The 20,260-nt window shown below is 62.3% G+C and carries 21 protein-coding genes; 9 read left to right on the plus strand and 12 right to left on the minus strand.

Going from position 1 to position 20,260, the window contains the following annotated elements:
• Positions 1–70 precede the first annotated feature (70 nt).
• The 3 genes from KX729_RS10930 (at position 71) to KX729_RS33490 (ending at position 2,994) form a co-directional block, all read left to right on the plus strand.
• Positions 71–1,432, plus strand: a complete 1,362-nt coding sequence (locus KX729_RS10930; RefSeq protein ID WP_219742450.1) for an LLM class flavin-dependent oxidoreductase — start codon at positions 71–73, stop codon at positions 1,430–1,432.
• 330 nt (positions 1,433–1,762) lie between these two features.
• Positions 1,763–2,395, plus strand: coding sequence for a YbfB/YjiJ family MFS transporter (locus tag KX729_RS33485; RefSeq protein WP_246617514.1), 633 nt, complete (start codon positions 1,763–1,765; stop codon positions 2,393–2,395).
• Between the two features lie 44 nt (positions 2,396–2,439).
• On the plus strand, positions 2,440–2,994 hold the full coding sequence (locus tag KX729_RS33490; RefSeq protein WP_246617515.1) for an MFS transporter: 555 nt from the start codon (positions 2,440–2,442) through the stop codon (positions 2,992–2,994).
• Here KX729_RS33490 and KX729_RS10940 read toward each other — a convergent pair whose 3' ends face one another.
• The 4 genes from KX729_RS10940 to KX729_RS10955 are packed head-to-tail and all read right to left on the minus strand — an operon-like array spanning position 2,995 to position 6,139.
• On the minus strand, positions 2,995–3,810 hold the full coding sequence (locus KX729_RS10940; protein WP_219742451.1) for an ABC transporter permease subunit: 816 nt from the start codon (positions 3,808–3,810) through the stop codon (positions 2,995–2,997).
• 4 nt (positions 3,811–3,814) lie between these two features.
• Positions 3,815–4,528 (minus strand): ABC transporter permease, encoded by a 714-nt coding sequence (locus KX729_RS10945; protein ID WP_219742452.1) that lies wholly within the window; start codon positions 4,526–4,528, stop codon positions 3,815–3,817.
• A gap of 15 nt (positions 4,529–4,543) precedes the next feature.
• Complete coding sequence (locus KX729_RS10950) at positions 4,544–5,323, minus strand: transporter substrate-binding domain-containing protein (RefSeq protein WP_219742453.1); 780 nt, start codon at positions 5,321–5,323, stop codon at positions 4,544–4,546.
• A gap of 42 nt (positions 5,324–5,365) precedes the next feature.
• Positions 5,366–6,139 carry an ABC transporter ATP-binding protein gene (locus KX729_RS10955; protein ID WP_219742454.1) on the minus strand — a complete coding sequence of 258 codons (774 nt, stop codon included), beginning with the start codon at positions 6,137–6,139 and terminating at the stop codon, positions 5,366–5,368.
• Between the two features lie 212 nt (positions 6,140–6,351).
• Between KX729_RS10955 and KX729_RS10960 the strand changes: the two genes are divergently transcribed.
• From KX729_RS10960 to KX729_RS10975, 4 genes are read left to right on the plus strand one after another with little or no spacing between them, the layout of a single operon-like run.
• A complete protein-coding gene (locus KX729_RS10960; RefSeq protein ID WP_219742455.1) occupies positions 6,352–7,224 on the plus strand; it encodes a dimethylarginine dimethylaminohydrolase family protein in 873 nt (290 codons plus the stop codon).
• Positions 7,225–7,226: 2 nt separating this feature from the next.
• A complete protein-coding gene (locus KX729_RS10965) occupies positions 7,227–7,865 on the plus strand; it encodes a TetR family transcriptional regulator C-terminal domain-containing protein (RefSeq protein WP_219742456.1) in 639 nt (212 codons plus the stop codon).
• A 19-nt stretch (positions 7,866–7,884) separates the two neighbouring features.
• Positions 7,885–9,087: a pyridoxal phosphate-dependent aminotransferase gene (locus KX729_RS10970; protein ID WP_219742457.1), complete on the plus strand. Its 1,203-nt coding sequence runs from the start codon at positions 7,885–7,887 to the stop codon at positions 9,085–9,087.
• Positions 9,077–10,693, plus strand: a complete 1,617-nt coding sequence (locus KX729_RS10975) for a 5-guanidino-2-oxopentanoate decarboxylase (protein ID WP_219742458.1) — start codon at positions 9,077–9,079, stop codon at positions 10,691–10,693. The genes KX729_RS10970 and KX729_RS10975 overlap by 11 nt, the downstream gene beginning before the upstream one ends.
• 109 nt (positions 10,694–10,802) lie before the next feature.
• Here the strand turns inward: KX729_RS10975 and KX729_RS10980 are convergent, their stop codons facing one another.
• From KX729_RS10980 to KX729_RS10990, 3 genes are read right to left on the minus strand one after another with little or no spacing between them, the layout of a single operon-like run.
• Positions 10,803–11,012, minus strand: a complete 210-nt coding sequence (locus KX729_RS10980; RefSeq protein WP_219742459.1) for a hypothetical protein — start codon at positions 11,010–11,012, stop codon at positions 10,803–10,805.
• Positions 11,013–11,068: 56 nt separating this feature from the next.
• Positions 11,069–12,328 carry a DUF763 domain-containing protein gene (locus tag KX729_RS10985; protein WP_219742460.1) on the minus strand — a complete coding sequence of 420 codons (1,260 nt, stop codon included), beginning with the start codon at positions 12,326–12,328 and terminating at the stop codon, positions 11,069–11,071.
• Between the two features lie 26 nt (positions 12,329–12,354).
• Complete coding sequence (locus tag KX729_RS10990; RefSeq protein WP_219742461.1) at positions 12,355–13,527, minus strand: aminotransferase; 1,173 nt, start codon at positions 13,525–13,527, stop codon at positions 12,355–12,357.
• A gap of 79 nt (positions 13,528–13,606) precedes the next feature.
• Between KX729_RS10990 and KX729_RS10995 the strand changes: the two genes are divergently transcribed.
• Positions 13,607–14,281 carry a sulfite oxidase-like oxidoreductase gene (locus tag KX729_RS10995; RefSeq protein WP_219742462.1) on the plus strand — a complete coding sequence of 225 codons (675 nt, stop codon included), beginning with the start codon at positions 13,607–13,609 and terminating at the stop codon, positions 14,279–14,281.
• Between the two features lie 2 nt (positions 14,282–14,283).
• Here the strand turns inward: KX729_RS10995 and KX729_RS11000 are convergent, their stop codons facing one another.
• Positions 14,284–14,925: an NADPH-dependent F420 reductase gene (locus KX729_RS11000; RefSeq protein WP_312990803.1), complete on the minus strand. Its 642-nt coding sequence runs from the start codon at positions 14,923–14,925 to the stop codon at positions 14,284–14,286.
• A gap of 69 nt (positions 14,926–14,994) precedes the next feature.
• Between KX729_RS11000 and KX729_RS11005 the strand changes: the two genes are divergently transcribed.
• Entirely contained in the window at positions 14,995–15,942 is a 948-nt protein-coding gene (locus tag KX729_RS11005; protein ID WP_219742464.1) for a LysR family transcriptional regulator, read from the plus strand.
• Between the two features lie 36 nt (positions 15,943–15,978).
• On the opposite strand, the gene KX729_RS11010 is transcribed toward KX729_RS11005, so the two are convergent.
• Genes KX729_RS11010 through KX729_RS11025 form a run of 4 tightly spaced genes read right to left on the minus strand, consistent with a single transcriptional unit; the run spans position 15,979 to position 20,040 of the window.
• Positions 15,979–16,209: a hypothetical protein gene (locus KX729_RS11010; protein ID WP_219742465.1), complete on the minus strand. Its 231-nt coding sequence runs from the start codon at positions 16,207–16,209 to the stop codon at positions 15,979–15,981.
• A 29-nt stretch (positions 16,210–16,238) separates the two neighbouring features.
• Positions 16,239–18,527 carry a xanthine dehydrogenase family protein molybdopterin-binding subunit gene (locus KX729_RS11015; protein WP_219742466.1) on the minus strand — a complete coding sequence of 763 codons (2,289 nt, stop codon included), beginning with the start codon at positions 18,525–18,527 and terminating at the stop codon, positions 16,239–16,241.
• Positions 18,524–19,537: an FAD binding domain-containing protein gene (locus KX729_RS11020; RefSeq protein WP_219742467.1), complete on the minus strand. Its 1,014-nt coding sequence runs from the start codon at positions 19,535–19,537 to the stop codon at positions 18,524–18,526. The genes KX729_RS11015 and KX729_RS11020 overlap by 4 nt, the downstream gene beginning before the upstream one ends.
• Entirely contained in the window at positions 19,537–20,040 is a 504-nt protein-coding gene (locus KX729_RS11025) for a (2Fe-2S)-binding protein (protein WP_219742468.1), read from the minus strand. The genes KX729_RS11020 and KX729_RS11025 overlap by 1 nt, the downstream gene beginning before the upstream one ends.
• Positions 20,041–20,260 lie beyond the last annotated feature (220 nt).

The raw sequence follows: 20,260 nt of genomic DNA on the forward strand, positions 1-20,260 counted from the left end.
TCTTCTATAGTAGACAAATACATCTTATAAGAGACGCCATTCGTCCGCAATTACAATAGGGGAAGATGTTATGGGGAATAAGCGCGAAATCCGTTTCAACGCTTTCGACATGAACACGGTCGGGCATATCCAGCAGGGGCTGTGGGCGCATCCGCGCGACCAGTCGCACCGTTATGCCGAACTGCGCTACTGGACGGATTATGCGAAGAAGCTGGAAGCCGGCCTGTTCGACGGCATCTTCCTGGCCGACGTGGTCGGCATCAACGACGTTTATGGCGGCAGCAGCGCGGCGGCTCTGAAGGGAGCGGTACAGGTGCCGGTCAACGACCCGATGATGCTGGTGCCGGCCATGGCGGCGGTCACCGAGCACCTCGCCTTCGGCGTCACCGTGAACCTCACCTACGAACCGCCCTTCCTTTTCGCGCGCCGCATGTCCACACTCGATCATCTGACCGGCGGCCGGATCGGCTGGAACATCGTCACCGGTTATCTCGACAGCGCCGCCAAGGCGATCGGCCTCGACGGCATGGCCGCCCATGACGATCGCTACGATCTGGCCGACGAGTATATGGAAATCATGTACCGGCTCTGGGAAGGCAGCTGGGCGGACGACGCGGTCGTCTTCGATCGTGCCGGCCACACCTATATCGACCCGTCCAAGGTCCACAAAGTGACCCACAAGGGCAAGCAGTACAATCTCGACGCCCTGCATCTCTGCGAACCCTCGCCGCAGCGCACCCCGGTTCTCTATCAGGCCGGCTCCTCCACCCGCGGCCGGCAATTCGCCGCCACCCATGCGGAATGCATCTTCGTCAACGGCCAGAAGGTCGAGGGCGTCAAGAGCATCGTCAACGACATCCGCGCCCGTGCGGTGGAATACGGCCGCGAGGCGGATGATGTGCAGGTCTTCGTCGGCGCCACCATCGTCACCGGCCGCACGGAGAAGGAAGCGCGCGAAAAATTCGAGGATTACCGCGCCTATGCCAGCTCGGAAGGCGCGCTGGTGCATGCCGCCGCCTCGCTCGGCATCGACTTCGCCAAATACGATCTCGACGAGCCGATCGAGACAGGAAAGAGCACGGCGATCGTCTCGAATGTCGAGGCGATGACCCGCACCGCTGGCCCGCAATGGACGAAGCGCAAGCTGCTCGAACAGATGGTGCTCGGTAGCCGTCAGGCGCCGATGATCGGTTCGGCAGAACAGATTGCCGATAATCTGGCGGCCTGGATGGACAATGCCGGGGTGGATGGGTTCAATCTGTCTCGGACGGTGGTGCCGGAATGCTTTGACGATGTGATCGAACTGGTGATCCCGATCCTGCAGGAGCGCGGGCTTTACAAGACCGGTTATCGGGATGGTACGTTCCGGGAGAAGCTGTTCGGGGCGCCGAGACTGCCGGGACGGCATGTGGCGGCGAAGTATCGGGTGTAGAGGTTCGATGATCTTGCAGGGCGTGCCGTGTCATACCCCCCTCTGCCCTGCCGGGCATCTCCCCCACAAGGAGGGAGATTGGCTGGAAGCGCCAACCTCGCTCCAACAGCAAAGGTCGAGTTGGGCAAAGCCGTGCCACGATTCAATCTCCCCCCTTGTGGGGGAGATGTCCGGCAGGACAGAGGGGGGTGGTGCAGCATATGCGACCGTCGAATTCGTGGCACCGCCCCCATCTGTCAGCTCCGCTGACATCTTCCCCGCAAGGGGGAAGAAGGGAGCTCGCCTCACCAGCCCCAACATAATCGACGAAGCAGCAGAAGGGACCCGGCATTGACCCCGCTCCCCGCCGACACCCCCACCCCCCACCGCTGGTGCATGCTCGCCATCCTCTGCATCGCCGTCGTCCTCTCCTTCGCCACGTGGTTCTCCGCCAACGCCATCGCACCGGAACTCAAGCGCGCATGGTCGCTCTCTGAAAGTGCCGCCGCCTGGCTCACCAATGGCGTCCAGATCGGCTTCGTCATCGGCGCGCTCTCCGCCAGCTTCTTCAACCTGCCGGACCTCATCCGCATGAACCGGCTGATGGCTTCCTCCGCGCTGCTCGCCGGCCTGTCCAACGCCGCCATGCTGCTCGAACCCGGCCCGACTGGCGCAATCCTTTGCCGCGTCGTCACCGGCTTTGCCCTCGCTGGCGTCTATCCGCCGGCGCTGAAGCTCGTCTCCACCTGGTTCATCTCCGGCCGCGGACTGGCTTTGGCGGGCGTCATCGGCGCGATCACCGCCGGCTCGTCGCTGCCGCACCTCTTCCGTGGCGTGTCGTCCACCGTCGACTGGCACAATGTCATCGCCTTTCGAGCGGCGCGACCATCATCGGCGCTGTCATCTTCCTCATCTTCACCCGCGAAGGTCCCTACCCGTTCGGCAAGGCGCTGTTCGACCCGCGCCAAATCGGCAGGGTTCTGAAGGACCGCAACCTCATTCTCGTCAACGGCGGTTACCTCGGTCATATGTGGGAACTCTACGCCATGTGGGCCTGGCTGCTCGCCTATCTGACAGCTGCACTCGGCGATGGCGGCACCGGCATGAGCCATGAGGCCTCGCTCCTGACCTTCATCGCCGTCGCCTCAGGCGTGGCCGGCTGTTTTGCCGGCGGCGTGCTGTCGGATCGTTTCGGCCGCACCGCTACCACGGCCGGCATGATGATCGTCTCCGGAATCTGCGCACTCCTGATCGGCTTCGTCTTCGACGGCCCGTTCTGGCTGCTGGCGCTGGTGGTGATCGTCTGGGGCATCTCGATCATCGGCGATTCCGCGCAGTTCTCGGCCGCCGTCACCGAACTTGCCGACCGCAACTATATCGGTACTGCCTTATCGCTGCAGATGGGCATGGGCTTTGCGCTCACCATCTTCATGATCTGGCTGATGCCGCATATTGCCGCCTTGCTTGGCGGCTGGCGCTGGACTTTCGTACTGCTCGCGGTCGGCCCGGCCTTCGGCGCGGCCTCGATGCTGATCCTCAGACGAAGGCCGGAAGCGGCAAGACTTGCCGGCGGGCGTCGCTGATCAAGCCTCCCGGGTCGGGATGCGGCTTTCGAGGAAACGGAAGGCAGCGACGAGAATGCCGGTGAGGCAGAGATAGATCAGCGCCAGGAGCAGCAGCGGCTCATAGGTCAGGAACGTATCCTGCCGGACGCGCGAGATAATCGCATAGACATCGATCACCGTGATCGTCGCCACCAGCGGCGTCGATTTCAGCTGCAGCACGGTCTCACCGGCCAGCGTCGGCAGCGCCCTGTGGATCGCCCGCGGCAGCCAGATACGCCGGAACATGGTGAAGCGTCCCATACCGAAAGCCCGCGCCGCCTCCAGCTCGCCGCGCGGCACGCCGGCAAATGCCCCGCGCATCACCTCACCCTCATAGGCGGCAAACGAGATCATCAGCGTGACGAAACCATAGGGCCAGGCCTGCCGCAGATAGGGCCAGAGAAACGAGGATTTCAGCTCCGGATATTGTGAGAAAACCGAGCCGAGCCCGTAATAAAGCAGCCAAAGCTGCAGGAGCAGCGGCGTGCCGCGGATGATGCTGCAGAACCCCTTGGCAAGCCAGGCCAGCGGCCGCGGCCCGGTCACCTGCACGAGCCCGATCGGCACCGCCAGCAGGAAACCGACAATCGAACTCCAGAACAGCATGACCAACGTCTGCCACACACCATAGGCCAGCCGTCCCCCATATCGCGGCAGCCAGTCCCAGCGCATAAACCATGCGGCGCAGAATATGATGACCGCAAACACCGCCATCAGAAACAGCCGGTGCGGCTCGAACAGGCTGCGCGCCTTGGGCGGAATATAGGCCGGCAGAATGGAGGTTTCTTCGCTCATGACCTCACCCCGTCCTCGGCATGCCGCGCCGGGCGTGCCTCTCTATCAGCGCGATGATGATATTCGAGACAAGCGTCACGAGGAGATAGAGCGCCCCGGCCGCCAGGAAGAAGGTCATATAGGCCTTGGTCGAACCCGCCGCCTGACGCGTCACCAGCGTCAACTCGCTGAAACCGACGACGGCAAGCAGCGCCGTATCCTTGGTGGCGATCATCCATAGATTGGCGAGGCCGGGAATGGCATAGGGCAGCATCGCCGGCAGCGTCACTCGTCGCAATGCCTGAAGCGGCGACATGCCGTAGGCCCGCGCCGCCTCGATCTGTCCCGGCGGTACGGCCTTGATCGCGCCGCGCAAGACCTCGGTGGAATAGGCGCCCTGCACCACGCCGATGACGAAAATACCGGCCGCCAGCCCGCTGATATCCACTGCCGGCAGACCGACGAGCAGGAAGAGCTGGCTCACCGCATCCGTGCCCGCATAATAGAGGAGCAGGATCAGCACCAGTTCCGGCACGGCGCGGATGACCGTCGTATAGACCTCCAGCAGGTCACGCAGGATCGGCCCGCCATAAAGCTTGCCGAAAGCCCCGCCGATGCCGATCAGAAGACCAAGCAGATACCCGCCGACTGCAAGCTGCAGCGAAGCGGCAAGCCCGGCCAGCATGACGCCGCCCCAGCCGGGCGGCGATAAAGAAAGGAGTTCGAGACCGGACGGCATCCGGGGAACTGGCGCTTACTTGCCGTAGACGTCGAAGGTGAAATACTTCTTCGAGAACTTCTCATAGGTGCCGTTGGAACGGATCGTCTTGATCGCGGCATTGATCTTGGTCTTTAGATCCGCTTCGCCCTTGCGCAGGCCGACACCGACGCCCTGGCCGAGGATGGCCGGATCGTCCTTCACATAGCCCTTCAGATCGCAGCACTTGCCGGCATCCGATTTCAGGAAGGCGTCGAGCGCGATGGAATCCGCCTGCACCGCATCGACGCGGCCGGCGGCCAGATCCTGGTTCGCTTCATCCTGCGTCTGGTATTCCTTGATCTCGGCGGCGCCCGGTCCGAAATATTTGGTAGCGTAGTCCTGATGGATGGTCGAGACCTGCACGCCGATGATCTTGCCCTTCAGGCCTGCTGGCGTCGCTTCGAACTTGTCGGTCTTCTGGCCGATGACGCCAGTTGGCGTGTTGTAATATTTGTCGGAGAAATCGATCGTCTTCAGGCGCTCGTCGGTGATCGACATCGAGCCGATGATCATGTCGATCTTCTTCGTCGTCAGCGCCGGGATGATGCCGTCCCAGGCAACCGGGGTGATGACGCATTTAAGCTTCGCTTCAGCACAGATCGCGTCCATGAAATCCACTTCCCAGCCGACCCATTTGCCGCTCGCGTCCGGCGAGGTGAAGGGCGGATAGGGCTCGGCGGCAAAGCCGACCTTGACTTCCTGGGCCTGCGCCACGCCGAGAGCGGCGGTACCGAGGACGATTGCGAGGGCGACTGTCTTGATAATGGTCTTCATGATCTTTCCCCTGTTTTGGTATTGTTGTGTTTTGCGGTTTGGTCAGTGAATTGAACTGATGAACTTCTTCAGGCGCTCCGATTTCGGCGCGCCGAAAATGGCGTCCGGCGGTCCCTGTTCCTCGATGACCCCGCCATGCAGGAACACGACGTGGTTGGAGACTTCGCGGGCAAATTTCATTTCATGGGTGACGAGGATCATCGTGCGCTTTTCGCGCGCCAGATCGCCGATGACGGTCAGCACCTCGCCAACCAGTTCCGGATCGAGCGCCGAGGTCGGTTCGTCGAACAGCATGACAAGCGGCTGGATGGCGAGCGCCCGGGCAATCGCCGCCCGCTGCTGCTGCCCGCCGGAAAGGAAGGCCGGATAGGCATCGCGCTTCTCGTAAAGCCCGACACGGCGCAGCAGCGCCTCGGCGGTCTCGATCGCCTTGTCCTTCGGCACTTTCAGCACATGCACCGGCACTTCGATCACATTCTGCAGCACCGTCATGTGCTGCCACAGATTGAAGCTCTGGAACACCATGCCGAGCTGCGACCGCAGCCGCTGCACCTGACGCCGGTCGGCCGGCATCAGCCCGCCATGCCCGTCCTTCTTCATGGCGATCGTTTCACCGTGAATGGTCACCGTGCCGGCGCTCGGCAGTTCGAGCATGTTGATGCAGCGCAGAAAGGTGGATTTGCCGGAGCCGGAGCCGCCGATAATGGCGATAACATCGCCCTGCCGCGCCGTCAGCGAAACGCCTTTCAGCACTTCGAGAGGCCCGAAACGTTTGTGGAGGTTGGAGACTTCTATGGCTTGCGCCGAATCTGCCATGAAATACCGTAACCGCCGGGCGCGTGAGCACCCAGTCCGCTGATTTTCACTGTTCCCCCAGCTTATGTTTTATGGTGCTCGCGACGCTGGTTTCGCGGCCCTGTGAAAAGAAGTCTGGCACTTGTGCGGCAATTATTCAAGCGTATAATAAGCCTCAATTCCGAAAAAGAGACGGGCAACTGCCGTCGCCATTTCCTGAGGGGGAGAACCTGATGAACGCCTACGGCTCTCAAGCCATGTCGACGCCGCTTCTGCGTGTCCTGATGCGCCGCCCCGGCGACAGCCTGCGCAGGGCCGAAGCACAGGAATGGCATTACGGGCCGACCTTCGATGCGGAAAAGGCGATCCTCCAGCACGCAGAATTTACCGGCCTGGTGGAAAAGTCCGGTGCCGAGATCATCTGGATGGAAGACGATGGCGATGGCCTGGCCGACTCCATGTTCACCCACGACCCTTCGCTGATGACGGATCACGGCGCAATCCTGCTGCGCATGGGCAAACCGCTGCGCTCGGTCGAACCGGACCTGCATGAAAAGGCCTATGCCGCAGCCGGCGTGCCGGTGCTCGGCCGCATCGTGGCACCCGGTACCGTCGAAGGTGGTGACTGCGTCTGGGTCGATCAGCATACTCTCGCGGTAGGCCGCGGCGTGCGCACCAACCAATCCGGCATCGACCAGCTTCAGGACATCCTGAAACCGCTCGGCGTCACCGTGCTCGGGTTCGACCTGCCGCTCTGGCAGGGTGTCGAAGCCTGCCTGCATCTGATGTCGGTGATCAGCCCGCTCGCCGAAAGGCTGGCTCTCGTCCACGCGCCCCTGATGCCGGCCGCTCTCTACCTGATGCTGCAGGATCGCGGTTATACGCTGATCCACGCTCCCGAAAGCGAGTTCCACGACAGCAACGGCCTGAACCTCAACGTCCTGCCGACAAGCCCCGGTCACGTCATCATGGTCGACGGTTTCTCGATCACCAGGGAAGTGATGGAAGCACATGGCTGCGTCGTCGAGACCTTCGAGGCGGACGCGCTCTGCATCGCCTGCGAGGGCGGCCCGACCTGCCTCACCCGCCCCGTCCTCAGGAGATGACGGTGAACCGCCGCACCTACCACCGGGCGAGCGAGGCCGAGCGGCGCGAGGACCTGATCGCCGCGACGCTGGACTGCATTGCCGAATTCGGCATCCAGGGTGCGACGGTGCGCCAGATCGCCATGCGTGCCGGCGTCACCGGCGGGCTGATCCGGCATTATTTCGCCGGCAAGGACCAGATGCTGCAAGCCGCCTATCGCAAGGTGATGATGGGCATGACCGAGACCGCCATCGCGGCAGCGATCGAAGGCGAGACGGCGAAATCGCGCCTGCGCCGCTTCATTATCGCCAATGTCACCCCGCCGGTCACCGATCCGCGCACGCTGTCGCTCTGGGCGGCCTTCATCAGCCATATCCAGATCGACCCGACATTTGCGGCGATCCATCGCGAAAACTATCTCGCCTTTCTTGAGGCGCTGGAAACCCTGCTCGTCGCCTTTTTCCGCGAGGAAAACCGCGAGGTGAGCAAACAGCAATGCCGCGCCCAGACGATCGCGCTGAGCGCGCTGGTCGACGGATTGTGGCTGGAAGGAACGCTGGCCGCCGACTTGTTCGGCGACCGAGAACTGGCGGATAACGCGCTTGCCTCCGTGGAGGCGCTGCTGCGCCTTGCACCCGGCGAGCTCTCCGCAGAACAATGACAGTATAAGGAAATACTCGATGCGTTATGCCTCGATCACCGACCGCCTCGCCCATCTCGGCTCCGGCCGCTGGGCGCTCCATACCACCGCCCGGCGCATGAAGGCAGCCGGCGAGGAGATCATCGAGCTGACGATCGGCGAACCGGACGTGGCCCCCGACAAGGCGTTGCTCGATGAAGCCTCCCGCGCCATGTATGCCGGCCGCACCCGTTATTCCAACGGCCGCGGCGAGCCGAAAGTGCTGGACGCGCTGGTGGAGAAATATTCAAAGCGCCGCGCCGGCGTCACAGAACGCAATTTCCTCTGTTTCCCCGGCACCCAGACCGCGCTTTACAGTGTCATGACCGGCCTCGTCGAAGCCGGCGACGGTGTGCTGGTCGGCGATCCGCTTTACGCCACCTACGAAGGTGTCATCGCCTCCACCGGCGCGCATATGATCCCCGTGCCGCTCCGCCCGGAAAAGAAGTTCCACCTGCAGGCCGAAGACCTGGAACGGGCGATCACGCCGGAAGCCCGCGTTCTGCTGCTCAACACTCCGCACAATCCGACCGGTGCCGTGCTGAAGGCGTCCGAAATCGCTGCGATCGGCGAAATCTGCCGCAAGCACGATCTGTGGATCGTCTGCGACGAAGTCTATGAACAGCTGATCTTCGAAGGCATCGCGTTTGCCTCGCCCTTCGACATGCCACAGCTTGCCGAACGCACCATCGTCGTTTCGTCCATCTCGAAATCCCATGCCGCTCCGGGCTTCCGCTCCGGCTGGGCGGCCGGACCGGAAGAATTCTGCGAAAGGCTGCTGCCGGTGTCCGAAACCATGCTGTTCGGCGTGCAGCCCTTCATTTCCGACATGACTGCCAAGGCGCTGTCCGAACATTTCGACACCGCCGACGTGATGCGCGAAAACTATCGCCGCCGCGCCGCGATCGTCGAAAAGGCCTTTGCCGGCAGCAATCTCGTCAAGCCGATGGCGCCGGAAGGCGGCATGTTCATCCTCCTCGACGTCACCGCCACCGGCCTGAACGGCGAAGAATTCGCCTGGGAACTGCTGCGCGAGGAAAAGGTCGCAGTCATGCCCGGAACCTCGTTTGGCGATCAGGCCGCGGGCTTCCTGCGCATCTCGCTGACGGTGCCGGAAGATGTCGTCGCGACCGCCATGGGCCGCGTCGGCGATCTCGCAAGCCGCATCGCCTCGCGCAAGGAGGCAGCCCCGCATGTCCGATAAGCTCAAGACGGTCGGCGAAACATTGATCGACCTCCTGGAGGTCAATGGCGTGGATGTCGTGTTCGGCATTCCCGGCGTCCACACCGTCGAGCTTTATCGCGGCCTCGCCGCCTCGAAGATCCGCCACATCACCCCGCGCCACGAACAGGGTGCGGGTTTCATGGCGGATGGTTATGCCCGCATCAGCGGCAAACCGGGCGTCTGCCTCGTCATCACAGGGCCAGGCCTCACCAACATCATCACGCCGATGGCGCAGGCCTATCAGGATTCGGTGCCGATGCTGGTCATCTCCGGCGTCAACGCCCGCGCCACACTCGGCCACGGCCGCGGCCGCCTGCATGAATTGCCCGACCAGCGCGGCATGATGGCGACGCTAGCGCTGATGTCACACACGCTGCATGAACCCGAAGACCTGGCCGACGTGATGGAACGCGCCTTCGCCATCCTCCGCTCCGGCCGGCCGGGACCGGTGCATATTGAAATCCCCACCGACGTTATGGTCGCCCCGATCAGGCCGCCGCGCCTGCGCAATATCGCGCCGGCCCGCCCGCGTGCCGATGCAGCGACGATCAACGAAGCCGCCTCCCGCTGCCTCTCGTCGAAAAAGCCGGTTATATTAGTCGGCGGCGGCGCCGTCCCTGCCGCAAAGGAGATTCTAGCACTCGCTGAACGGCTGGACGCACCGCTGGTCACCACCACCAACGCCCGCGGTGCCTTCGCCCATCATCCGCTCTCCGTGCCTGCCAGCCCGAGCCTCAAATCCGTCCGCACGCTGATCGCTGATGCCGACCTCGTCCTCGCCTTCGGCACCCAGATGGGCCAGACCGATTACGACATGTATGCCGATAACGGCTTTCCCGACCTCGAAAACCTGATCCGCATCGATATCGACGCCGCCCAGCTCGCCCGCGGTCCGCAGGCAGCACTTTCCATCCTCTCCTCAGCGGAAAATGCCGCGGTGGACTTGCTAACCGCGGTCGGCACCGGCAACCGTCCGCAGGCCAACGGCGCGGCGCGTGCAGCCAAAACCCGCGCGGCGGCACAGACGGAACTGACGCCAAAGATGCGCGTCGAGATCGGCATTCTGGATACGATCCGTGATACCCTGCCCGGTGCGATCATCGTGGGCGACAGTACGCAGGCCGTTTATGCCGGCAACCTCTATTACGAAGCCGGTCGGCCGCATGGTTGGTTCAATGCCGCAACGGGTTATGGCGCGCTGGGCTACGGCCCGCCGGCCGCCCTAGGCGCTGCGATCGCCGAGCCGGAAACGCCGGTTGTCTGCCTGACCGGCGACGGCGGCCTCCAGTTTACCATCGCGGAAATCGGTGCCGCGAAGGACGCCGGCGCCAACGTCATCTTCCTCGTCTGGAACAATGACGGTTACCAGGAAATCGAGACCTATATGGTCGATAACGGCATCGAGCCGGAAGGTGTGAACCCGTCTGCGCCGGATTTCCTGAAGATCGCCGAAGCCTTCGGCTTGCCTGCAATGCGGCTGGCCGATGTCGAGGAGCTTCCGGCCGCGCTACAGAAATTCCGGCAGCACAAAGGTCCGTCGCTGATCGAAATCCACCAGACGAATACCGTCGGCGCGACGGCCTAGAACAATTCCAACAGACGTGCGAAAGGCTGCACTTCCGGCATTGCGCACAAGCAAATATCCTGAGCGGCTTCGCAATTCAAAGAAAAGCGGAGCGCTGCAGGTGAGCCTGTCAGCTTCCTGCGTCGCCTGCGTCCGCCACACGATCTTCCCGTTTTACGGCACTCTCTACCCCACGATCTTTTCGCGCCTTGTTGATTTGAAGCGTCGAGGGGTTAGCCGATTTTTTGGAGGGACTTTCGCCTGTGCCTGAGCTCTTGGCGACGCTTGGCTGGCTGCTGCCGAAGCGGGTTGCCTCCCGGCTGGTATCCTTGCTTTCCATCACGGTTCTCCCTTCAGATATTCAGGAGAACCCGCCGGATTGACCATCGTTCCGGATCAGCCGCGACGCTTCTCGACACCATCCTCCGGCGGCGGCTCGAAACCGAAGACGCTGCGCCCGCCCCATTCATGCGAATGACGGTATTCGCCGGCAATGATTTCCTTGAGGTCCGGCCCCGTCACATACCGCTCCAGCTGCCGCGCCTGATCGTCCAGCCGTTTCAGCGCCTCGAACTCTTCCGTGCGCCCCAGCCGCGCCTTGCCGACGGCTGATTTCATTACTCGGATCGTCTCGTCATAGACCTTGATCGGCACGGGAAATGGCTCGCGATCCTTGCCGCCATGCGCCAGCGAAAATCGCGCCGGATCGGAAAAACGGCAGGGCGCGCCATGCACCACTTCCGCCACCATCGCCAAAGCCTTGACGGTGCGCGCACCAACGCCCGGCATCAGCAGCAACTGCTCGAAGTCCTCCGGCCCACGATCGGCGGCTGCCGCAAGCGTCCCGTGCAGCCGCTTCATGTTGACGTTCTCTTCGCGAACATCGTGGTGCGCCGGCATGATAAGATGCGGCAGCATCGGCTGCGCGCTTTCCTTCGGCTTCAATAAGGGATCAAGCGCGACGACTTCGCGCACGATACGATCCGGCCCAAGCGTAGCGAGAAGATCGAGCTGGCCTTTTCGCGATTGATCAGCTCGGTGGTCGGCAAGATTGACGATCTCGCCCTGTTTGCGCCCCTCGATCGCCGCATGAGGGGAATCCACGAAACTGGTAATGCCTTCCGACAGCCAGTGATAGCGCCGGGCTTGTTGCGTATCGCCGTTCATGCCCTGCTGCACCACCACCCATTTGCCATCGTCGGTGACGATGAAACCGTGCAGGTAAAGGTCGAACCCGTCCTGAACCGCCGCGCTATCCACCTTGGCGACCAGCTTGCTGGTCTGCGCCAGCGCTCCGCCATCGATGCCAACCCGGTTGCCGATGGCGATCAGCTCGTCCGGCGTCTGCCGCGAGTTCTTGCCGCGCCCACCGCAGACATGGATGCCGAGCTCGCCGGCCATCGGCGTCAGCCCGCGCTTCAAGGCGCCGATGACGCTGGTGGTGATGCCGGACGAATGCCAGTCCATGCCCATCACGCAGCCGAAGGACTGGAACCAGAACGGATGCGCCAGCCGCCGAAGCAACTCGTCGCGGCCATATTCCAAAACGATCGCCTGGGTGATGATCGCCCCAAGCTTGGTCATGCGCTCGCCCAGCCACCGGGGAACCCGGCCGCCATGAAGCGGAAGATCGGCGCTGCCTGCTCTTTGAACCATGCCCCGTTATATACGGGCCACGGTCCTCAAGACAGCGAAAAGTTCTTCAAACGTTCTTCCAGCCGCGTTATGGTCTCGACATCCGCATTGGCGAAGGCGAAGCGCAGATAATCCTGCTGAGCGTCACCGAAATAGGCGCCCGGAATGCAGACGATACCGGCCTGTTTCGCTAGCTTTTCCGCCACTTCCGCCGAGCTTCTGTCCGGGAATGGATGGCGCACGAAGGCGAAATAGGCGCCGATGGCATCGAGCTTCCAGTCGTTGACGGCGCGCAAGACCGATTTCAGTGCGGCGGCCCGGCGACCGATCTCCTTGCGGTTTTCCTCGCGCCAATCGGCGAGCAACGGCAGCGCCTTGGCAACCGCCCCTTGCGCGGCGCGCGGGGCGCAGATCTGCAGATTATCCATGATCTTGGCAATCTGGTTGACCGTCTCGACGCCCGCCGTGATCGCGCCGAGGCGGTGACCCGGAATGCAGAAGGATTTGGAAAAGCTGTAGAGGCTGATCAACGTCTCTTCCCAGCCGGAAAGGCTGAAAAGGCCGTGCGGTGCTTGGCCTGCCACCGGCAGGAAATCGCGATAGGTCTCGTCGAGGATCAGCCAGATGCCCTTTTCGCGGCAGATCTTAAAGATCGCTTCGAGCAGCGACGGCGGATAGATCGCGCCAGTCGGGTTGTTGGGCGAAACCAGCGCCAGCGCGCGCACTTCCGGTGTGATCGCAGTTTCGATGCCAACCAGATCCGGCAGGAAACCGTTTTCCGCCGCGCAGGGCACGAAGGCGGTCTTGACGCCCACCATCGCCAGCGTCGTTTCGTGGTTGAAATAGAACGGCTCGGTCATCAGCACCGTATTGCCGGGACCTGCCACCGTCATCGCCGCGCAGACGAAGGCCTGGTTGCAGCCGGAGGTGATGTGGGTATTTTCGAGCCCGAGCGACGCGCCGTAGACCTCCGAAACATGTTCCGCATAAACGCGCCGCAACTCCGTCTCGCCCTCGATCGGACCGTAGCCGGTATAAGCGGTGGATGACGACGCCTCGCCGAGCAGCCGCAGCATTTCCGCATGCGCCGGATAACCCGGCACCGCCTGCGACAGGTCGATCAGCGGCCCCTTCGATCCGTCATAGGCACGCCCCCAGGCGGCAACGGACGGTACGGGCGGCGGGGAGAGTTTCTCGACCAGAGGATTGAATGCGGGCATCGATATATCCAGGCAGAACGATTGATTGCCCCTCTTGTTTAACAGATTATCGGTGAACGCAAGGACATGAGGATCGCATATGGCCGACGAAATCTCTTCTCCCGGAGAAGCAGCGGATTCGAAGCTTACCATCACCAAGCGCAAATGGGCCGAACAGGGCAAGTTCCTGACCGGCCGCATCACGCGCCCGGAAACCGATCGCCTGCCGCCCGGCCAACACCTCGTCAAGAACTGGCCGGTGCTCGATCTCGGCCAGCAGCCGAGCATCTCGACCCGCCAATGGAAACTCGACGTCCGCGGCTTCGTCAACAATCCGAAGACCTTCGATTGGGCCGCCTTCCAGGCTTTGCCGCAGAGCGAGATGCGCTCCGACATCCACTGCGTGACGACATGGTCGCGCTACGACAACAACTGGAAAGGCGTCTCCACCCACGATTTCCTCGATATCGTCGACCCCATGGATCAGGCCGTCGCCGTGATGCTGACCAGCTATGACGGTTACACGACCAATCTTCTGCTCTCCGATTTCGCCTCGTCCGATGCGATCATCGTCACCGAATGGGAAGGTCAGCCGTTGACGGAAGAGCATGGCGGGCCGGTGCGGCTCGTCGTGCCGCACCTCTATTTCTGGAAAAGCGCCAAATGGCTGCAGCGGATCGATTTCGTCGGCATGGATCACGCCGGCTTCTGGGAGAAGAACGGCTATCACATGCGCGGCGATCCATGGGCTGAACAGCGTTATTCGGACGACTGATATCAGCCAAATTTAACAAGATTCAGCCCCGGCAACGGACCGCCGGGGAACTGCGCCAGCTTGGCGCCGACGGCCAATGATCCGAGGTCGATGCTGAAGAAACCGAGCTTGTCGATCAGCGTCGCGACGTCGGTTTTGGCAGCGGCATCATCACCCGAATAAAACACCGTCCGCTTGCCGCCTTCGGCGGCGGGATCCGCTTCCAATAATTTCGCAAAGAGATGATTGAAAGCCTTCACCACCCGGGCGCCCGGCACGAAATCGGCAAACACTTCGCTGGAAGTACGCCCGCCAAGTTCCGCCAGCTGATAACCGGGCATGACCACCGGGTTATTGGCATCGATCACGATCCTGCCATTCCAGCCCGGCAACCCTGCCAGCGCCTCTTGCAACTTCCCCCAGGGAACGGCAACCAGCACGATATCGGCGGCAGCCGCCTCTTCAACTGTGCCTGCAGAAATCCAGGGAGATAATTCTGTCGTCAGGCCCTCGAGCGAGGCCGGACCGCGGCTGTTTGCGATCGTGGCGCGGATGCCGTTGCGTGCGAGGACCCGCGCGAAAGCCTTGCCGATATTGCCGGCGCCGATGATACCGATGGACATATGCGATACTCCGTTCGCGTTTCGATGAACCGGATATCGTATCTGGATCACTTGCCGATTAGACGCTAATAATGGAGATCATCTTCAAGCAATCATTGAAATGATCGACTTATGGAAAACCTCGCCAATCTCGAATCGTTCATCCGCAGCGCCGAACACGGCAGTTTTTCGGCTGCAGCGCGCCGGTTGTCGCTGACGCCTGCCGCCGTCAGCCGCAATGTCGCGATGCTGGAGCGAAACCTCGGCATCCGCCTCTTCCAGCGCAGCACGCGAAGGCTTGCGCTGACGGAGGCCGGAGAACGTTTTCTGCTGGAAATCCGCGACCATGTCGGAGCACTGCAGACGGCGATCGCCGGCGCCTCTTCGCAAGGCCCGGAACCGTCCGGCCTGCTCAAGGTCAGCATGAGCCCGCATTTCGGCACCGACTACATCCTGCCGCTCCTGCCGGATTTCTTGGCACGTTACCCGCTGATCCGTCCCGAATGGACGTTTGAAAACCGGCAGGTCGATCTGATTGCAGAAGGATATGACGCGGCGATCGGTGGCGGCTTCGAACTTGCATCCGGCGTCATTGCCCGGGTTCTGGGGCCGGCGCATATCGTCGCCGTCGCGTCTCCCGGCTATATGGCGGGCCGAAACATGCCTGTCGCCCCCGCAGGCCTAGCCGATATGGACGGAATCCATCTTCGCTCGGCCAATACCGGCCGCGTCCGTCAATGGACCATGCGCAACATGCGCGGCGAGGAAATGCAGACGCTGCTGCCGGAAAAAATCGTGCTGAACGATCCCGCCGCGATCGCCCGCGCCGCATGCCTTGGCGTCGGTGTCGCCATGATCGTCATGGCGGATGCTCTGCCGCATTTCGAAAACGGCACGCTCATCCGGCTTCTGCCGGATTGGTATGCGGATATCGGACCGATCTCGATCTATTATGCCAACAGGACGCTACTGCCGGCAAAGACCCGCGCCTTCGTCGACTTCGTGACCGAGCATTTTCGCAAGGAACGACTGGCCGAACGGTTTGCCGGGGGTATCTTGCAAATACCAAACCCGACATAATCTTACGCCCTGCTGGAATACCCTCCGGGCGGAAAACTAGATTTCCTTCACGCGCAAACGGATCACAAAGGCCGGATCGTGTTCGCGACCCGGCCAATTCCCCCAAACGACCTCAACCGGGAAATGACGACCAAAGGCCGTCACCTCCATAGTATCGCCTACGACTGGAGCAATATCGGCCTCTAAGACGGGACACTCGCTTTCCAGATCTTTCTCCTTCAACAGGTTCCCGTTCTTCAGAATCAGCCTTTGAATTTGGTATCGCATTCATACCTCTGATGCTGTCTGTGGGCCTATCAGATCAGCTTCTCCAGCGTGATCGGCAAATCCCGCACCCGCTTGCCGGTCGCGTGATACACCGCATTGGCAATCGAGGCTGCAACGCCGACGATACCGACCTCACCGACACCTTTGCCTCCCAAGGCGGATGCATTGTAATCCGGTACGCCGACGGAGATCGTCTGAATATCCGGAATGTCCGAATTGGTCGGCACCAGATAGTCTCCGGCATTCCCATTGACCGTACGGCCGTTGCGCAGGTCGACAAGACCCTCTTCGAGAAGCGCCTGACCGATGCCCATGATGATTCCGCCGCGCCACTGGCTTTCGACGAGGCGCGGATTGTAGAGCCGGCCGCAATCGAAGGCGGAAACCATGCGGGAGACCCGCACCGTGCCGAAATCCTCGTCGACGCGGACTTCGGCGAAATGGGCGCACCAGCTGTGCATGGAAAATTCGCCCATGGTCGGCCCCTGCACCTTGGCCATGGTGGTCCAAGCCTGCCGCTGCTCTTCGGCGCTGGCGCCGTCCGGCAGGGTGTTGCGGGTGGTTTCCAGCTGCTCGCGGCCAAGGGCGGCCATCAGTTCCGGCAGGGTCAGCGACGGCCCCTCGCCGCGCGGCGGGGTGATGCGTCCACCGGCGAAGGCGAGCGTATTGGCACCGGTATCACGCAGCGGCGATTTCGCGTCGCTCAGCGCCAGTCCGATCAACTCGTCGCGCGCCGCAGTCGCCGCTTTGTGGACGGCGCCGAGGATCGAACCGGCCAACATCGAACCGCCGGCAATCGCCGCACCCGGCAGGCGGGAATCGCCGAGATGCACTTCGACCTGATCGACCGGAATGCCGAACACGTCGGCTGCCGTCTGGGCCAGGATCGTATAGGTCCCCTGCCCCATGTCGATCGCGCCGCTGACGACCTCGACACGGCCATTGCCGAGAATGCGGATCATCGCCTCGCTCGGCGCCTGGATGACCGGGAACGTGCCGCAGCCGATGCCCCAGCCAATCAGCGTCTTGCCCTCGCGCATCGAGCGCGGAGCATGGCTGCGCTTCGACCAGCCGAACGCTTCCGCGCCTTCTGTCAGCGCCTCGCGCAGCCGGCGCGTCGACCACGGCTTGTTCGACTGACGGTCGAAGTCGTTATAGTTCTTCAGGCGGATGTCCAGCGGGTCCATGTTAAGCTTGTAGGCAAGCTCTTCCATGGCGCTTTCGATACCGAAGGAGCTCGGGTTCTTGCCCGGCCCACGCAGCGCGCCGGGCGTGACCGAATTCACCGGCACGACGCGATGCTGCGAGGAAAAGTTCTCCACCTTGTAGAGGATCGGCGTCGCCGCCCCGGTTTGCTCCGGCCATGTCGCATAGGTCGAAGTTTCGCTGGCGCCGCGATGAATGATCGACTGGAGAATGCCGTCTTCCGTCGCGCCGAGCTTGATCGACTGATAGGTCGCGGCACGACCACCGTAATTGGTGAAATTCTGCGGACGGGTCAACGCCAGCCTGATCGGCCGGCCGAGCTTGCGAGACGCAAAGGCTGCGACCGCACCATGCGCCAGCGCGCCGCCCTTCGAGCCGAAACCGCCGCCGATGAACGGCGAAATCAGCCGCACATCCTCATAGGGAATGTTGAACCATTCCGAATAGGTGCGCGCCATGCCGTGCGACCACTGGCTGGGCTCCCAAATCGTCAGCTCGTTGCCATCCCATTTCGCCGTCAGCCCGTGCGGCTCCATGGCGACATGGTATTCGCGGGGTGTCCGATATTCGCCCTCGATCTTGACAGGAGCTGCGGCGAAAGCGGCCTCGGCATCGCCCCATTTCGTGGTGAGGTTGTCCATCACCTGACCTTCGCCGGCCTTCGGATCGGCAATGCTTGCGACATGCGGCGCGGCCTCGTAGCGGATGCAGATCAGCTTGGCGGCCTCGAAGGCCTGTTCGCGGCTTTCCGCCACAACGGCGACGATCGGTTCGCCGTTGTATTTCACGTCACGCGGCAGCGGGTAATAGGGCTGGTTGTCCGGCCGGTTGCCGCCCCAGTCAGTCGCGACCGTCATGCCGAAATCGTCTTCCGGCGTCAGGATCATCAACACGCCCGGCGCTGCGAGCGCCGCGGCCTTGTCGACCGAAACAACCTTGCCGGCCGGGATCGTGGCCTGCACCAGGATGGCATGGGCGAGGTTTTCGGCGGGATATTCCAGCGCATAGGTCGCAGCACCGGTCACCTTCAGGCTGCCTTCGAAGCGAGACTGGCGGCCGCCAATCATGCCGTCAGAGGCATCGCCGTGTTTGCGGGGTTCCATGATGGTCATGCGAGACCTCCAACATTCGAGGGGGCAACATTCGACGTGGCAACTTTCATGATGGCGCGGGCGATGACACGCGGCGCGAGATCGATCTTGTAATGATTGTCGCCATGCGAGACGGCGCCCTCCATCGCAAGCTTCGTGGCCTTCTCGATCGCCACTAGGTCGAGAACCTTGCCGATCAATGCCTTCTCGACTGCCCGTGCCCGCCACGGCTTTGTGGCGACGCCACCGAGCGCGACGCGGATATCCCGCACCGTCTTGCCATCCATCTCGAATTCCAGGCCGACCGCCGCACTTGCCGCAGCAAATTCATAAGACTGCCGGTCGCGGACCTTCAGATAGGTCGAGTTCTTCGCAGCCGCCGAAGCCGGAATGCTGATGCCCGTGATGATCTCGCCGGGCTGAAGCACGGTTTCCTTCTCCGGCGTATGACCCGGCAGCAGGAAGAAATCGTCGGCCGCTACCTTGCGGCTACCGGTTTCGATCACCGCGTCGAACGCCACCAGTGCCAAGGCCAGATCGCCCGGATTGCTGGCGATGCAGGCCTCGCTGGTGCCCAAAACCGCATGATTGCGCGTCACACCGCCCATGGCCGAACAGCCGGATCCCGGATTGCGTTTGTTGCAGGCCGGGAAAACGGCCGGATCGCGGAAATAGGTGCAACGGGTGCGTTGCAAGAGATTGCCGCCGATCGTCGCCATGTTCCGCAATTGCTGCGAAGCGGCAAGCGACAGGGATTCGGCCACCGCCGGGAATGCCGCCTTGATCAAGGGATCGTCGGCGACCTCGCCCATCTTGGCAAGCGCGCCGATCATCGCGCCGTTTGCATCGACGGCAATGCCGCCGAGACCGGAAAGGTGAGTGATATCGATCACGGTATCAGGCTCGGCCACACCGCATTTGGCGAGATCGAGCAGGGTCGTGCCGCCGGCCAGCAGCATGGCGCCGGCCTCACGCGCGGCTTGGCTTGCTTCTTCCGTGGAAGCGGCGCGGAGATAGGAAAAATCGCGCATCAGGCCACCTCCACCATTCTTGCCGGCGCGGAGACGGCTTTTGCAGCCTCGCGAACCGCCACGACGATGTTGTTATAGGCCCCGCACCGACAGAGATTTCCGGACATGTATTCGCGGATTTCCGCGTCCGAACCCGCATGGCCTTCGCGGATGCAGGCAACCGCCGACATGATCTGGCCCGGCGTGCAATAACCGCACTGGAAGGCGTCATGTTCGATAAAGGCGGATTGGACGGCATGCAGCACGCCATTTTCGTCTGCCAGTCCCTCGATCGTGGTCACCTGACGGCCCTCGACCTGGGCCGCCAGGGTGAGACAGGAGAGCACGCGCTTGTCGTCCACATGACAGGTGCAGGCGCCGCACTGGCCCTGGTCGCAGCCCTTCTTGGTGCCGGTCAAAGCCAGATGGTCGCGCAGCGCATCGAGCAGCGTGACGCGCGGCTCGACATCGAGCTCGCGCCGCTCGCCATTGATGTCGAGCGAAAGATGGATGGTTCGTGTCATGGATCAAGCTCCTGCCATTTTCACGAGAATGAGATATCTCAGGTATAACTAGGTCTGGTCTACGGTCGACCAAGCGCTATATTGGTCTTTCTCCGAAGGACGCGCCGAGTGCGTTTCGGCCCGACTGACTTTAGGAATGACATCCTGCAGACTTCTGGATTAAGAAGAGGAAGGCACTCCAAATAAACGGAGGCGCCTCCGATTAAACTAATGGCTTGGC

The sequence above is a fragment of the Neorhizobium populisoli genome, from assembly GCF_019430945.1.
Taxonomy (GTDB): Bacteria; Pseudomonadota; Alphaproteobacteria; order Rhizobiales; family Rhizobiaceae; genus Neorhizobium; species Neorhizobium populisoli.